Genomic DNA, 12,987 nt, shown 5'->3' with positions numbered 1-12,987 from the left:
TGAGTTTGCGCACACACACTCCCGATAGAAAGCAAGCTCCGGGCCACGACCGACCGAGAGCTCCCTCTAGCGTCTTTGTCTCTGAAACCGGCTGGTGGCGGACAGGATGAAGCCGCGCGGGAAGAAGCGCAGCGCGAATGGCACAATCTTGATGCCCAGACCGGGGAGCACGGCCCGCTTGTTGGCCATCAGGCCGCGATAGGCCTGTCGTGCGACCTCAGCGGCAGGAACATTGAGAAGGGCCGTATCATGTCCGGACCCAACGCCGGCGCGCGCCTGGAATTCGGTGGGCACCGGGCCCGGGCAAAGTACGGTGACGCGAACGCCGTGCGGTGCAAGCTCCGCCCGCAAGGCCTCGGTGAAGGAAATGACATAGGCCTTGGACGCGTAATAGACCGCCATGCCGGGGCCGGGCAGATAGCCGGCGACCGATCCGACGTTGAGGAGGCCACCCTTGTTCCTGATCAGCTGATCGGCAAAGCGCAGCGACAGATCCGTCAGAGCCCGGACATTGACATCCACTATGCCGACCTGCTCGACCCGGTCGCGCTCAATTGCGTCGCCGAACACGCCGAAGCCGGCATTGTTGACGAGATGATCGAGCTCGACGCCTTCGGCAGCGAGTGCGGCGGCGATCTTCTCGCCGGCATCCGCATCCTCAAGATCGCAGGCGATCACGATCGGCTTTTTGCCACCCTTGGCAGCGAGCTCGTTTGCGAGCGCCTCGAGCCGGTCCGCGCGTCGCGCCGTCAGCGCAAGACGGTGTCCGTTCGCGGCGAACACACGCGCTAGCTCCGTGCCGATGCCCGCCGAGGCACCGGTGATCAACGTTACCCGCTCAGTCACGATCAAGATCTCTTGAATTGAAGTTTTTTTGGCGCCGCAATGCTGGAACGAGAGCATAGGCCGTGCGCGACAGGCAAGCGGCGTCCACCGCATAGCCACCTGAGCGGGAAACGGGGGAAGCAGGAAAACCCCGTTTTTACAGGGGAAAACCGGAACCCGGGCAGCCCCGAGGCTACATTAAAGTTTCGTCATGTGGTCCGCACAACCGCCAATTGGCGGTATTGGCAATGATCACCCACCGACCGCGCTGTTCTTGACCTGACCACCGGCACGATCTGCGACCGCGTGCTTCAGGTCGATCCGGTCGCGTTGCGAAATCCCGAGCAGGTCGGAGGCACGCCAGACCACATTATCCTCGAACTCGGTAACCTGGCCATCGGCATAGACCAGCTCCCACATCATCTGGACGACCCGCTTGCGGCCCTCTTCGTCGAGCGAGCGCATCATGATGCTGGTGAAGTGATAGAGGTCGACCGCCTCGCCCTCGACCTCCGTCGCATCCGCGATCAGACGATCCGCGGTGCCGCGATCGAGCCCAAAGTGGCTTTCGATCAGGCTGTGCAATTTGCGCTGCTCGGCAGCCGTCGGCTGGCCGTCCAGCGAGATCACGTGAACCAGCAGCGCGGTCGCCGCCAGCCGGTAATCACTGTCACCGAAAGCACGGTCCTGGGCATGGGGAGCAACAATGTCGGCGATGAATTGGCGCAGGCCGTCGAGCATAAGATCCTACCGAAATCGATGAAGCCGCGGAGCGCGACCGCTACCAGCATTATATGAGTAGGAAATTCAACCGGCGCAACGTGCGTCAGTTCCGCGCGTCGCATTACGTTTCGGCAATCTGAGTCTGTGATTTTGGAGTAGGGCAAGGCAAGTGCGCACATGTGGTCCCGGCGAAGGCCGGGACCCATAACCACAGGCTGCGGTTTGGCGAAGGCTTTGGCAACGACCATCCAGCCTGTTTCGGAAATCACGCGGTATGGTCCCGGCCTTCGCCGGGACGACACCAGTCACGGTATCTCGTACACCACCATCTTGTCGGCGATGCCGCGCAGTGCGGCCTGCTTCTGGATCGGCCTGATTTCGCGCTGCTTGAGGACTTCGGCAACCGCCGGCGCATCCAGCACCGGGCCGGTGATGTGAATCTCCTGCGCGGTCGAGAGGCTCTGCACGCGGGCGGCGATGTTGACGGTCTGGCCGAAATAATCCTGCCGCTCGTTCAGCATCACCGCGAGGCACGGACCTTCGTGGATGCCGATCTTGACGATGAGATCGGCAGTACCGCGCTTTTTGTTGAGCTCGTCCATCGCCGCGCGCATCCGCAAACCCGCTGCGATCGCATGCTCGGGACGGACGAAGGTCGCCATCACGGCGTCGCCGATGGTCTTCACCACCGCGCCTTTCTCGGAGGAGATGATCTCGAGCAGCGCATGGAAATGCGCGCGCACGAGGTCGAAGGCGGCAAGATCGCCGACGCGCTCATAGAGCGCGGTCGATCCCTTCAGATCGGTGAACAGGAAGGTCAGCGAGGTGATCTGGAGCCGCTGGTCGAGACTGAGATTGTCCGCCTTGAACACATCACGAAACGTCTGGTTCGACAGCATCCGCTTGGCGGTCAGGAACGGCTTGCGCTTGCCGATGAGGTGATGGAGCGCCTCGGCCGCGATGAACACCGACGGCAGCACGCGTACGCCGGCCTGGTTCTCCAGCGACAGCCGCAGCGGGCCCGGCCGCATGGTCGTGGTTCCCGTCGGCGCCTGCACCCTGTTGTACATGATGGCGAGCTGCTGACGGTCCTTGGTGGGCTCGCCCTGCACGTCGATGAAATGCGCCGCGTGCGTCACCGGTTCGAAGATGATGATGAAATCGTCCGGCAGTTGCAGCGACATGGTCGCCTTCTCGCCGGCCGGGAGCTCCATCGTGTCCAGCGTCACCTCGTTGGCGAGCGTCGCAAACGATTCCTTGTTGAAGTCGACGCCGGAACTCCAGAACACCTGCTTGAAGTACTCCCACACCGGAAGCGTATCGGGATCATGCGCCGCAATGCGCCGGACACGTGAATTGACGGTGAAGGAGACTTCGACCTGATCATCGACGGAGGCCTTGTAGCCGCAGGCGCACAGCGCACAATGATAATCGTCTGGCTTGAGCGCCTTCAGGGTCGAGTGCGCACCCAACACGCCGCCGCAGCCCGGGCACAGCACATTCCAGCCCAGATCGAACAGGCCGAGCCGCGCCGAATGCAGGAATGCCGAGATCGCGTGCTCTTCATCGAGACCGTGCTGCTTCGCGAAATCGAGTACATTGACGCGGTTGAGCTCGTGATCTTCGCCGTCCTCGATGAGGCGCGCGATCGCGTCGACCACTTTCGCATCGGCGGTCTGCTTCAGAACGGAAAACTGGGCCTGGATATCGCTCATGGCGCAACTCTATCTGGAGTGGATCACGCCGTCGGCCAGGCGAACGCCTGTCACCGACGCGTGATGCGGAACAGCGGCGACCGGTCCGGCTGGGTCGTGACGACGCCGAGCGGAATGACAGGGCTGGTATCGGCAAGCTCGACACGGAACGCACCGATCAGCCGGGCCAGCGCCAGCACGGATTCGGCTTGCGCGAAGGGGGCGCCGACGCAGACGCGCGGACCCGCGCCAAAGGGCAGATACGCAAATCGATCGGGCGCTTCCGTGGACATGAAGCGTTTTGGAATGAACGCGTTCGGCTGATCCCACAGCTTCTCGTGCCGGTGCAGCAGCCACGGTGCGATCATGATGATGTCGCCCTTGCCGATGGCGACGCCGGCCGCGTTGTCCTTCTCGCGCGCGGCCCGGGCGATCAGGAAGGCCGGCGGATAAAGCCGCATGGTCTCCTCGATCACGGCGCGGGTGAACTTCTGCCGATCGATGTCGGCCATGCTGTCGAGGTGCTCGCCGCGGGTCTCGGAGGCGATCTCCTCCTGCGTATCGGGATCGAGCGCGAGCAGATAGAGCGCCCAGAACAGCGCGGTCGCCGTGGTCTCGTGACCCGCGAGGATCATAGTCGCGACTTCGTCGACCAGTTGTTCGTCCGAAAAGCCCTTGCCGGTTTCAGGGTCACGCGCCTCGTCCATGAGATCGAAAAGATCGCGCGGCGGCGCGCCGTCTTTCTTGCCCATCTCACGCCGCTCGGCGATCAGCATCGCGACGAATTCGGTCCAGCGCTTGCGGAAACGGGCGCGGGCAAAATCCATCGGACTCGGCCAGGACAGCGGCAGCACCATGTCGAGCAAGTACGGCCGTCCGAGTCGGGCTCCATACTCCATGACGAAGTTGCGCAAGGTCAGACCATGCCGGTCCATGCCGAACGAGAACATGGTGCGGCCGGCGATCTCCAGCGTCATGCGCTGCATGATCTCGCGCAGATCGACCGGCTCGCTCGTTCGCCCGTCGAGCTTTGCGATGGTCTCGTCGAGCACCGCCGTCATGTGCGGAACGAGATTTGCTGTCGCACGCGGCGTGAACGCCGGCGCGAGGGTGCGGCGCTGAAACGTCCACGAATGGCCCTCCGCAATCAGAAGACCGTCGCCGAGCACGGGACGAAGCATGCGGATGCCCGCCGGAGTACGCGAATAATTCTCGTAATTGCTGAGCAGGACATGCCGGATCGCATCCGGCCGGTTCAGGATGAAGCTGTTGCGGAAGAAGAAGCGGCCTTCAATGACGTCTTCCTCATAGGCGCGCTGCCCCCAGGTCGCGATCATATTCCGCTTGATCACGGCAAGCCGGCCGAGGAACGACATGTCGTCGGGCGCTCGCGGCGGCGTCGGAGGGACGATGGGCCGACGCACGCTGGCGATGTTCATGGCTCTCTCCCGGAGGGGTGGCGCAGGCAGTTAGCTAGTAAGTCAGCTCGGCAATCGCAATCCTGTTCTCGGAGGCAGGCCAGGCGCGTGCCACAATTCGTTCTTCGTTGAATTCGGCCACGATGTTACGCCCGACCTCGCCGGCCGGAAGGCGCAGTGTTGCTGTCGAATCCGTGGGCACACCCGATTTGACGTCCGCCGGCTCCTTGCCGTCGAGCAGCACCACGTCCCGCGGCAGGCCGAAATAGCCGCGCGGACGCGACATGATCACGACGGCCCCGGCGTCCTTGTCCGCGGGACCGAGCGGGCGCGCGGCGCGCAGGTGAACGACGTCGGACGAGCGCGGGAAGGGCGAGCGGTAGATGTGCGTCGTCGGCGCATCCGGCGCTGCGAGGGCGAATTCGAGCGACCAGGAAGGTTCGACCTGCGCCGGTCCCCAGCGGCCGTCGGCACCGGTCTTCGCGCTGTGCACGGCGCTGCCCTTGCGCTCACCGGTTTCAGGATCAACCCGAAAGATATCGACGGTTGCACCGGCCACCGGCCGATTGGTCGGCGCACCGCCCGGTGTGCCCGTCACGAGGCCGCTCAGCCTGACGCTCTGCTCCGGCACAATCGAGATTCGCGCGGGCTCGCGGCCGGCAATGAACTTATAGATCTCGCGGAAGGCTCGGGGGTGAAACGCCACCTCGCGATGATCGAGTGCGCCCAGCACGAGGTTGGTGGCCCCCTTCAACTCCGGACCTTCGACGCTGACGCCGGTCGGCGTGCCGGGCTTGCCGATGAAGCGGCCATCGGCCTGCGCGTATTTGTCCATGCCGTCGCTGCGCAAGGTCAGGAAGGCAACACCCGGCGTCACCTCACTCTCGCCCTCGTTCAGGCCGAGCAGGAACGCGCCGCGGCCGTTGAACTCGCTGTTGGGCTGGTCGTCAGTCGCGAACACGCCGTGATTGGGCGTGCCGCACAGCACGGCGTGGCTGACATCGCCGGCGCCGCCGTTCTTGATGACGTTGCGGATGGCATAGCCGCCGCGCGAGCTGCCGACCAGCGCCACGCGGGCGGCGCCGGTGCTGCGCTTCAATTCGGCTATGGCGGCGGCGAGCTCGCGGCGCTGGTCCTCGGTCGAGGAGCGGCCCGCCTGCTCGACCTTGTCGTCACTTCGCGCATTGGGATCGTTGAAATTGATCGCATGCATGCGATCGCGCGCAATGCCGTTGGATTCCATCCGCCACAAGGTCGTCATCCAGAGCGCGTCGTAGTCGCCATTGCCGTGGACGAACAGGATTGGCGGCACCTCGCTCGGCGCAGTGGGTGCGGATTGAGCCAATGCGCCCGTGCGCAAGCTCGCAATTGCGAAGGGCACGCTGCCGGCACCTTGCAAGATCATCCGTCGTGACAGCTTCATCTGTTCCTCCCCGGCAAAAGCATCTCTGTGCACCGCTTATACCGGCCTAACCACTGGACAGCGAAGGACTTTCGCGGGCATCACTGAACTTGCCGAAATCGCCCAAAGACCACGCCGACGCCACTTCTGCCAGCCCATTTGGAAGGGGATATGACCGAGCAGACGAACCGTCAGAAAATTGACGCCGACGGCATCATGGCGCCGCTACGGTACACCGTGTTCCGGCGCATCTGGCTCGCCAGCCTGCTCTCCAATCTCGGCCTGCTGATCCAGGGCGTGGGCGCCGCCTGGGCGATGACGCAGATGGCGGCCTCGGCGGACAAGGTGGCGCTGGTACAGACCGCCCTGATGCTGCCGATCATGCTGATCTCGATGCCGGCGGGCGCCATCGCCGACATGTATGACCGCCGTATCGTCACCCTGATCGCGCTCATGATCGCGCTGACTGGCGCGACCGCACTCACGGTCCTGGCCTGGCTCAACTTCATTTCCCCGGAAACGCTGCTCGCCTTCTGCTTCGTGGTCGGCAGCGGCAACGCACTGTTCGGTCCGGCCTGGCAGTCCTCGGTCAGCGAGCAGGTGCCGCCCGATGCACTGCCGTCAGCCGTCGCGCTGAACGGCATCAGCTACAACATCGCCCGCAGCTTCGGCCCTGCGGTCGGCGGTGTCATCGTCGCCGCACTCGGTGCTGTCGCGGCGTTCGCGTGTAACGCGATCCTCTATTTGCCGCTGTTGGTGGTGCTGCTGCTCTGGCGGCGCAACACCGAACCCTCGCGCCTGCCGCGGGAGAAGCTCAACCGCGCCATGGTATCGGGCTTCCGCTACATCACCAATTCGCCGCCGATCAAGATCGTGCTGTTGCGCACGCTGGTGATGGGCCTGATTGGCGGTGCCATCATGGCGTTGATGCCGCTGGTCGCACGTGATCTGCTGCATGGCGGCGCGCAAACCTACGGCATCATGCTCGGCGCCTTCGGAATGGGCGCTGTGATCGGCGCGCTCAACATCCACGAATTGCGCAAGCGCATGAGCGGCGAAGCCGCGATCCGCGCCTGCACCATCTCGATGGCGTTTGCGATGGCCGCTCTCGCCGTGAGCACCGAGCCGGTGCTGACCGCGGCTGCGCTGGTGCTCGCCGGCGCGGTCTGGATGGCCGCCATCGCGCTGTTCAATATCGGCGTGCAGCTCTCGGCGCCGCGCTGGGTCGCCGGCCGCTCGCTCGCGGCGTTTCAGGCTTCGATTTCCGGCGGCATCGCGATCGGCGCCTGGGGTTGGGGCCATCTCACCGACTATGCCGGCGTCGAGGTAGCGCTGCTGACGGCCGCCGGCCTGATGCTGATCTCGCCGGTGCTCGGGATCTGGCTCACGATGCCGCGCGTCGGCGCCCGCAACGAAGACGCCGATCTGCTGGCCGATCCGGAAGTCAAACTGTCGCTCACGGCGCGCAGCGGGCCGCTGGTGGTCGAGATCGAATACCGCGTCGCCCAAGAGAACGCCCGCGCCTTTCACAACGTGATGCAGGACGTGCAGCTCTCTCGCCAGCGCAACGGCGCCTATGGCTGGTCGATCGCGCGCGACATCGCCGATCCCGAATTGTGGACCGAGCGCTATCATTGCCCGACCTGGCTCGACTATCTGCGCCAGCGCAACCGCTCGACCCAGTCCGAACGCGCGCTGCATCAGGAGGCGATCGATTTCCACATCGGCCCGGATCCGGTGCGGATCCGCCGCATGCTCGAGCGTCCGTTCGGCTCAGTGCGCTGGAAAGAGGAGACGCCGGACCAGGCAGCAAGTGAGGTGCTGCCCGTGGTCGCCACTGCGGCGGGAAGCAGCACTTAGGTTTTGCGAGTCCGTAGCGACGTCTTACTGCCCGTGATCCGTCAGCACCTTGTCGCAGCCCTTGGTGAGCCGCGTACGGTTCTGCTTGAGGCAGGCGAGCACGGCGCCATCGCCATTGTTCATCACCGGACGGCAGAAGCGCGTGACGTCGCGCGCGCAGGCGTCGTGACCGGGCTGCTGCGCTGACGCAGCCGATGCAAACAGGATCAATGGAATGATGCAAAGAAATCTGGTCATCGCGTAATGCCTCTTACCCGGAAGATGTGCGGGCGAAGCTAGAGCGACGATCCCGAAGCCGCAACGGCTTTATTGGCAGACGGGCTTGCGCCGCCGCGGCGCTCCGGCATCACGCCGGGGCACATCGCGAGGGGAGCTAACCGACGCAACGACGCTATCGTTGCTGTTACTGATCGACTCTTATTGACTGTCCTGGGCGTCAGCGACCTTGCGTGACGCGCCGCCCTTGGCGAGATCCTTGTCCATCACCGCACGGCAACCGGCGCTCAGATCCGAACGATGCTTCATCATGCACGCCGTGATCTTCGGGATGTTCGGGATTTCCGACGAGCACAGGCGGAAAGCGTCGCCGGTGCACTGCTGCTGCGCTTCGGACGAGAAGGCGAAGCTCGAGCCGGTCGAGGCGATCGAGAGGATGGCGGCAAAGCCCAGAGCCAGGCTGACGTCGCGGATCTTGCTACTTAAGGACTTGATGTTCAGCGAGTTGGTCATTTGAAGCTCCCATTGGCACCGCGGAAGCGGGCCCGCCGTTGTTGATGGGATTGACCATGCTCCAGCAAAACAGTTCCGACTGTGATGACGGTCACGGGAGGCTCACCCTCTGTGACCTCGGTCACGCTGGCGCACCTCGCTGAAATTCCTCCATATCCGCTGTCGTGTTGGTGTCACGTTAACTGTTCCTTCGCATTAATGGCTCGTCGAGCGGGAAATTCCGCCGGTTTGGTTGCGTAATTGGAAAGAATGGCGATGCGTAATGCGTTGGGCCTGATGCTGGCCAGTGTAGTTGCGGCGGTCGTGATTGCCGCCGGCGGTTGGTTTTATTATTCCTCGCGCGCCGACCAGGCCGCTCCCAAGACGATTGCCGCCCGTGCCGCCGATCCATTGCCGGCACAGGCGAAGCTCGCCGCCAAGGACGACGTCGCGATCACGGCCGCGATTGCGGCCAAGCCGGCGGCAGCCGCCCCGGCGCCCGCACCCGCGCCGATGCCGGTTCAGCAGAAATCGACCTGCGCCAATCCCAACGCGCTCGGCGTCTCCCGCGTGGTCGAGATCGACACCACCGGCGGTCCGGGCTTCGGTTTCGATCATTTCAAGCAGTTCGACTTCCTCACCGACAAGGAGGTCGTGCTGACGTTCGACGACGGCCCCTGGCCGGTCAACACGCCCGCCGTACTGAAGGCGCTCGCGGACGAATGCGCCAAGGGCCTGTTCTTCTCGGTCGGCAAGCATGCGACCTACCACCCGGAGATCCTGCGCCAGGTGCTGGCCCAGGGCCATACGGTCGGCACGCACACCTGGTCGCACGTCAATCTGAACGGCAAGAAGATGACCGAGCAGATGGCCAAGGACGAGGTCGAAAAGGGCATTAGCGCGGTGAAATACGCGCTCGGCACCAACCCGGCGCCGTTCTTCCGCTTCCCGCAGCTCCAGCACAATCCGGCGATCGTGAGCTATTTCGGCACCCGAAACGTCGCGATGTTCTCGACCGATATCGACTCCTTCGATTTCAGGAAGGGCGCCACGCCGGAGAAGATCATCGAGACCGTGATGACCAGGCTCGACAAGCTCGGCAAGGGCATCATCCTGATGCACGACTTCCAGAAGCACACCGGCGAAGCCATGCCCGCGCTGCTCGCGCGGCTGAAGGCCGGCGGCTACAAGATCGTGCAGATGAAGGCCAAGACGACCCTCCAGTCGCTGCCGGAATATGACGAGGCGCTGCTGAAGGACCTAAAGGTGCCGACCTCGAGCGCGCGTCCGATCGGGAGCGTGGTGCAGACGGTTTCGCAGTAACGCGCCCGATCAGATTCAAAACTCTCGCGTGATGGCCGGGCTTGTCCCGGCCATATCCTTTTGAGAGCGGGCATCTTACCAGTAGATGCCATGGCGATGCAGCTCGCTGATGATGCGGCCTTCGGTCCAGCTGCGCTTGTGCTTCGGCTTGTCTGCCTTGGCCGTTGTCTTCGCGGCGGGTTGCGTCGTCGTCGCGGGCGCTGAGGCCGTCGTGGTCGTGGGTGTGGCAACCGCCGCGGGCGCATTGAGCGACACCGCCGGCGGGCGATCGAGATATTTCGGAGCTTCGGCGGCAGGCGCTGCTTCGCTCACCTGCGTCGGCGCGGCGGCAAGCGCCGGCGCCGTTTGCTGAACCGAAGCCGGCTCGCTCACCGCGGACAGCGACAGGCTGCGCGGGCCTCCGGCCTGGGCAGAGGCAGAGACCAGCACCATGGCGGTCACCAGAATGATCTTGCGCATATGAAATCTCCCCGTGTTTGGCGTGAGCTGGACACTGGGGGAGCCGCGCTCGGGGTAATGTGACGCGAATCACGCCGGCGGCATCCCTCGCATCTGTTGATTGGCTAGCGGCGAACACTCAGCTCCCGGATCGCAAAACCGAGGTCGCGGGGATCGCCCGGAAAATGCGTGACGGCATTGGTGTCCAGCTCGACCACGAGCGTTTCGTCGCCTGCAAACTGATCCAGCGGAAATGACAACGGGCCCGCAGGCACGACGCCTTTGTAGATCTCACGCCCATTGATCTTGACCAGGAACTCGTTTCCGCAGATCGGCATGGGCCACAATTCGAGCTTCAACGTGCGCGCCGGCATCACAGGCTTGTTCGGAATCTCGAGACGCGCGCTCGGTGATGCCCATTGCAGCGCACCCCCTGGGGTGATTTCCTTGCCGAAAAGACCGCGCGTTGCGATCCCCGGCGGGGCTTCCGTGCCGACCTCAAGCTCATTGCGCTGCCCATCCATGAATTCGCGCGAAGACCGGTCTGTGGCCACGGATATCAGCCGCTGCCCCGGATTGGCAGTGAGCCGCCCGGACGCCACCAGACAGTCGAACTTTTCAAAACCTTCGGGAAAATACGGCCGCCCCGCCGTGTCGGGCCAGGACATGATTCGCGGCGCCGCCCAGGGCACCCGAAGCTCCGCTGCGAGCCGGCGCAACAAATTGTGCATCATCGGATTCGCAACATCGATGACGAGTGCGTTGCAGCTCTTGATGTCCGCCGACAAGCGATTGTAGTCCCAGTCGAGAGACGTCGCCTTTTGCGCGTTGACCTGCGCGGCGGCGGTCGGAAGCCCCGGAAGACTCGCGCCCACCGCTTGCATCACCAGCAGCGGCCGCAACATGCCAAGGCCGAGGTGAACAGCTACGACGACGACAACGGCGGCGACGGCGCCCGGATTCCACCGATTCGCAGCCAAGGGAACCAAGCGCGCCAAGGGAGCAATGACAAGCGTGAAGAGCATCGGCGTCGCCATGGCCAGGCCCTTGCCCGCGGCCCAACCATGACCGGCCGCGAGAATGGCAATCGGCATGAGGCATCCGGCAAGGCTGCCTGCCAGGAGCCGCGCGACGCTTCCGTCCGGCTCGGCGCGCCAGATCGTCCACGCGGTTCTTGCGATGCCCCTCAACAGCACGAACAGAAAGCCATAGAGCAGCAATTTCCACGCAACCGCCACCGCGGCGGGCCAACCCGCCGACGGCAGCACCGCATAGAGGCCGAGACCCGCAAGCGCGGATTCGACGGGCAATGAGAACCAGGCGTTCGCCAGTTCTCCGATACGATTGTCGGGGCTGCCGATGACATCGAGAAAGTTCGCGTCACTGCCGAACAGGTAGCGCTGATAGTATTTCCACCAGTCGGGCGGGTTGATCGCTGCATGACTCAGCTGGCGGACGACATAGGCAACCGTGCCGGACCAGAGCGGGATGCACGCGAACAGCGATATTCCCACACCTGCCGCCAGGCCTGACGCAGCCACGGGCAAGGCCTTGCGCGAGGCGCGATGCCAGCAGCCCATCGCGGCCGCAACCGCCGCGGCGAGACCGTAGATCGTCAGCGATTCCGGATAGAGAAAGAACGCGCCTGTCATCAACGCCGCAACGACCGCTCCCAACCGCATGATCGAGCTGGGCATTTGCCCAAAGCGATTGCGATCGAAGGCGAACGCCACGAATGCGAGCAGAAGCAGGAAGATCGGCTGCGTCGCAAGTTGAGACCAGGCGTTGATATCGAAGACGTACTGTTCGAAGAAGCCGATCGTGAGCGCGACGGCGCACGCAAACGCCAGCCAGCGCCGCATCGAGAGCGCGTTGACAAAGACGAACAGCGCGGCAAACAGCATGTTGAGCTGCATGCCGACCATATACGGATAGGCGCAATCGACGACATCGCCGCGACTGATAGCGGCGATTGCCGCATGGATCATCGACACGGCGCCGCGATAGTCGACGAACTTCAGTGCCATCACTGAAATTGGATTGGAGTTCGACTCGTCCGCGCCCTGGATGGCCAGGGTTGCGTAGTCGAGCACGCGATACGAGACCGACGATCCCACGTACAACATATGATCGTAGACGTTGGCCTGGAAAACGCGGAAGCGCGCGCCTCCGGTCCAGCCGGGAGCAAGACACACCATCGCAATAGCCGCGATCGCTATCGCCATCGCGAGCCATCGTCCGGGCGATGGCTCAGGCCGCCGACGCAGCGCCGGGAAGCGTATTGCAGCGGCAATGACAAGACCGGCGATTGCCATCGCAGGCAACGTCACCCACGGAGCGACGCCGGAGAGATACAGGACCGCGGTTCCTGCGGCGAGGAGGCCGAAGCCAAGCGGCGGCGCGAGCGCCCAGCGCACAGCAAACTGGTCCGACGGCAGAAGCAGGGAGAACGGAAGACCAATGGCGCCGGACGTCAGCGCGACGAGCCCAACCACCAGGATATCATGCATGCTGCCTCGCGCCGCCGCGTTGCCTGTAGTTTCGGCCGTCCGGACGCGCTGTCAATCCAAGGCAAATGACCAAAGCGCGCGACACG

At 64.0% G+C, this 12,987-nt stretch carries 11 protein-coding genes; 2 read left to right on the top strand and 9 right to left on the bottom strand.

The genetic code is table 11. From position 1 onward, the window contains the following. Positions 1 to 66 precede the first annotated feature (66 nt). From AB3L03_RS18030 to AB3L03_RS18010, 5 genes are all read right to left on the bottom strand, one after another. Complete coding sequence (locus AB3L03_RS18030; protein ID WP_026233870.1) at positions 67 to 846, bottom strand: SDR family oxidoreductase; 780 nt, start codon at positions 844 to 846, stop codon at positions 67 to 69. 231 nt (positions 847 to 1,077) lie between these two features. Then, positions 1,078 to 1,566, bottom strand: coding sequence for a TerB family tellurite resistance protein (locus AB3L03_RS18025; RefSeq protein ID WP_204512893.1), 489 nt, complete (start codon positions 1,564 to 1,566; stop codon positions 1,078 to 1,080). Between the two features lie 287 nt (positions 1,567 to 1,853). Further along, positions 1,854 to 3,263, bottom strand: coding sequence for an adenylate/guanylate cyclase domain-containing protein (locus AB3L03_RS18020; RefSeq protein WP_204512894.1), 1,410 nt, complete (start codon positions 3,261 to 3,263; stop codon positions 1,854 to 1,856). A 50-nt stretch (positions 3,264 to 3,313) separates the two neighbouring features. Then, positions 3,314 to 4,681 carry a cytochrome P450 gene (locus AB3L03_RS18015; RefSeq protein WP_018459738.1) on the bottom strand — a complete coding sequence of 456 codons (1,368 nt, stop codon included), beginning with the start codon at positions 4,679 to 4,681 and terminating at the stop codon, positions 3,314 to 3,316. A gap of 34 nt (positions 4,682 to 4,715) precedes the next feature. Beyond that, complete coding sequence (locus AB3L03_RS18010) at positions 4,716 to 6,083, bottom strand: hydrolase (protein WP_368508992.1); 1,368 nt, start codon at positions 6,081 to 6,083, stop codon at positions 4,716 to 4,718. Between the two features lie 150 nt (positions 6,084 to 6,233). Between AB3L03_RS18010 and AB3L03_RS18005 the strand changes: the two genes are divergently transcribed. Continuing rightward, a complete protein-coding gene (locus AB3L03_RS18005; protein ID WP_018459736.1) occupies positions 6,234 to 7,922 on the top strand; it encodes an MFS transporter in 1,689 nt (562 codons plus the stop codon). Between the two features lie 24 nt (positions 7,923 to 7,946). Here AB3L03_RS18005 and AB3L03_RS18000 read toward each other — a convergent pair whose 3' ends face one another. Further along, positions 7,947 to 8,159 (bottom strand): hypothetical protein, encoded by a 213-nt coding sequence (locus tag AB3L03_RS18000; RefSeq protein ID WP_085348531.1) that lies wholly within the window; start codon positions 8,157 to 8,159, stop codon positions 7,947 to 7,949. Between the two features lie 180 nt (positions 8,160 to 8,339). Beyond that, the gene (locus AB3L03_RS17995; RefSeq protein ID WP_018459734.1) at positions 8,340 to 8,651 is read right to left on the bottom strand and encodes a hypothetical protein; all 312 of its coding nucleotides are present in this window, start codon (positions 8,649 to 8,651) and stop codon (positions 8,340 to 8,342) included. 255 nt (positions 8,652 to 8,906) lie between these two features. Here AB3L03_RS17995 and AB3L03_RS17990 point away from each other — a divergent pair, with 255 nt between their 5' ends. Next, complete coding sequence (locus AB3L03_RS17990; RefSeq protein ID WP_085348538.1) at positions 8,907 to 9,953, top strand: polysaccharide deacetylase family protein; 1,047 nt, start codon at positions 8,907 to 8,909, stop codon at positions 9,951 to 9,953. Between the two features lie 75 nt (positions 9,954 to 10,028). On the opposite strand, the gene AB3L03_RS17985 is transcribed toward AB3L03_RS17990, so the two are convergent. Both AB3L03_RS17985 and AB3L03_RS17980 read right to left on the bottom strand, forming a co-directional pair. Then, a complete protein-coding gene (locus AB3L03_RS17985; RefSeq protein WP_085348532.1) occupies positions 10,029 to 10,412 on the bottom strand; it encodes a hypothetical protein in 384 nt (127 codons plus the stop codon). 104 nt (positions 10,413 to 10,516) lie between these two features. Continuing rightward, positions 10,517 to 12,901, bottom strand: coding sequence for a hypothetical protein (locus tag AB3L03_RS17980; protein WP_368508991.1), 2,385 nt, complete (start codon positions 12,899 to 12,901; stop codon positions 10,517 to 10,519). Between the last annotated feature and the right edge of the window lie 86 nt (positions 12,902 to 12,987).

Origin of the sequence: Bradyrhizobium lupini (assembly GCF_040939785.1) — a bacterium.
In the GTDB taxonomy this organism is placed as follows: domain Bacteria; phylum Pseudomonadota; class Alphaproteobacteria; order Rhizobiales; family Xanthobacteraceae; genus Bradyrhizobium; species Bradyrhizobium canariense_D.
Note: the sequence above shows the minus strand (reverse complement) of the source record. Positions and strands in the feature narration are given on the sequence as shown.

Bases quoted from the DNA above. Each gene is read 5' to 3' on its own strand.
- AB3L03_RS17985 (WP_085348532.1), bottom strand. From the start codon at position 10,412: ATGCGCAAGATCATTCTGGTGACCGCCATGGTGCTGGTCTCTGCCTCT.
- AB3L03_RS18005 (WP_018459736.1), top strand. From the start codon at position 6,234: ATGACCGAGCAGACGAACCGTCAGAAAATTGACGCCGACGGCATCATG.
- AB3L03_RS18020 (WP_204512894.1), bottom strand. From the start codon at position 3,263: ATGAGCGATATCCAGGCCCAGTTTTCCGTTCTGAAGCAGACCGCCGAT.
- AB3L03_RS17995 (WP_018459734.1), bottom strand. From the start codon at position 8,651: ATGACCAACTCGCTGAACATCAAGTCCTTAAGTAGCAAGATCCGCGAC.
- AB3L03_RS18000 (WP_085348531.1), bottom strand. From the start codon at position 8,159: ATGACCAGATTTCTTTGCATCATTCCATTGATCCTGTTTGCATCGGCT.
- AB3L03_RS17980 (WP_368508991.1), bottom strand. From the start codon at position 12,901: ATGCATGATATCCTGGTGGTTGGGCTCGTCGCGCTGACGTCCGGCGCC.
- AB3L03_RS18010 (WP_368508992.1), bottom strand. From the start codon at position 6,083: ATGAAGCTGTCACGACGGATGATCTTGCAAGGTGCCGGCAGCGTGCCC.
- AB3L03_RS18025 (WP_204512893.1), bottom strand. From the start codon at position 1,566: ATGCTCGACGGCCTGCGCCAATTCATCGCCGACATTGTTGCTCCCCAT.
- AB3L03_RS18015 (WP_018459738.1), bottom strand. From the start codon at position 4,681: ATGAACATCGCCAGCGTGCGTCGGCCCATCGTCCCTCCGACGCCGCCG.
- AB3L03_RS17990 (WP_085348538.1), top strand. From the start codon at position 8,907: ATGCGTAATGCGTTGGGCCTGATGCTGGCCAGTGTAGTTGCGGCGGTC.